Here is a 1,529-nt window from a genome sequence, read left to right as displayed (position 1 = left end):
CCAAGGTTAACTGGTTGTTCGCGTAGCGTGGCCAATAGGCCAAGGTTAACAGGTTGAAAGTTAACCGGTTGAAGGTTAACTGGTTGAAGGTTAACCGGTTGAAGGTTAACCGGTTGAAGGTTAACTGGTTGAAGGTTAACTGGTTGAAGGTTAACTGGTTGAAGGTTAACTGGTTGAAGGTTAACTGGTTGAAGGTTAACTGGTTGAAGGTTAACAGGTTGAAGGTTAACCGGTTGAAGGTTGAAGGTTGTTGAAGGTTGAAGGTTAACTGGTTGAAGGTTAACTGGTTGAAGGTTAACTGGTTGAAGGTTAACTGGTTGAAGGTTAACTGGTTGAAGGTTAACAGGTTGAAAGTTAACCGGTTGAAGGTTGAAGGTTGTTGATGGTTGAAGGTTAACTGGTTGAAGGTTAACCGGTTGAAGGTTGAACGCGCAGGCGTGGCCTTTTGGCCAAGGTTAACCTTCAACCGGTAACACCTACTAACCTTCAACCGACAACACCTACTAACCTTCAACTCTATTGGTTCACAGTCTAATGTCGATCGGGAACCCTTACCCCGAACATCGGTACAAGTTATGAACCTGGACGGCTCAAACCAACAGACCTTTGCCTATGGCTGAGGTAATCCTGTCAGTCTCGACTGTCATCCAATTACTGGTGAACTTTATATTATTGTCAATAGACCTGATGACTTGTTTAACCTTAAATAAAGAAGTTGGCAGCTTTCCCGAACCAAGGCAGGAGCTTAGTGATAATAAGCTGAAATGTTTCCCATAAGTTTTTTCCTGCTTCAACCGTTTCACCAGCTTCTTTTAAACCTTTGAGAGCTGTACAAGCCTTTTGCAAATTCTTAGCAGCAAAATCCTTATCAGGCTCTTCTCCTTGTGCTTCTTCTTTAGCAGCTTCCAAATACTTGATTGCTTTAGATGTCTCCGCCTCCGGTAAATATGAGCTGCGAAACAGTTTTTCAAGCTCAGTAATTAACTCAACCACCTCGGCTTGAGTCAGTGGCTGAGAAGATTCACTTGGAGGCTGAGAAGATTCACTTGTACTAATTTGTGGATTTTGGGTCACATCCATATCGCCACTCGCCATTCCTCCAATTGTGTTATTAGACAAGTTTTGACCAACGGTGATATTGAATGATTGAGAAAAATTTTCTTCTGGCATGACTGTAGCAAGAGTAAAGTTGACGTTTAATCTTTAACAAAAGACTAGCTAAATAATATGACTTTTACAATTGTCATAATTTCCACTAATCATCTAATTATCAAAGGATAATAATTAGTGGTAGCTGAATAGTTTGGGTGCATCTCATATTTGAAAATATTGCGTAGTGGCGTGGCACACCTAAAAATGTTTGTTGGGTTGAGCGGTAGGGAAACCCAACAAAGCGTTACTGGTGTTGGGTTTCATTCTTCAACCCAACCTACGCTTATTGCACCATTTTAAATGTGTCGGTCTAGTAGGGTGCGTTAGGGGCGGCTCGCCGTCATTTTCTAACTCTTAGCCACCGCTGGGAAAGCCAC

General features: G+C 42.1%; 2 protein-coding genes. Both read right to left on the bottom strand.

The window, feature by feature from the left end; genetic code table 11:
- Positions 1–466, bottom strand: a 466-nt coding sequence (locus F6K53_RS41675) for a hypothetical protein (protein ID WP_293086273.1), incomplete at its 3' end; no start/stop codon positions are given.
- 236 nt (positions 467–702) lie between these two features.
- A complete protein-coding gene (locus tag F6K53_RS41665) occupies positions 703–1,170 on the bottom strand; it encodes a hypothetical protein (protein WP_293086271.1) in 468 nt (155 codons plus the stop codon).
- Positions 1,171–1,529 lie beyond the last annotated feature (359 nt).

This window comes from Moorena sp. SIO4A1 (assembly GCF_010672065.1).
GTDB lineage: Bacteria > Cyanobacteriota > Cyanobacteriia > Cyanobacteriales > Coleofasciculaceae > Moorena.
The sequence above is the reverse complement of the archived record's forward strand: the minus strand, read 5'-3'. Positions and strand labels throughout refer to the sequence as shown.

Excerpts from the sequence above, each read along its gene's own strand:
- F6K53_RS41665 (WP_293086271.1), bottom strand. The coding sequence starts at position 1,170 with ATGCCAGAAGAAAATTTTTCTCAATCATTCAATATCACCGTTGGTCAA.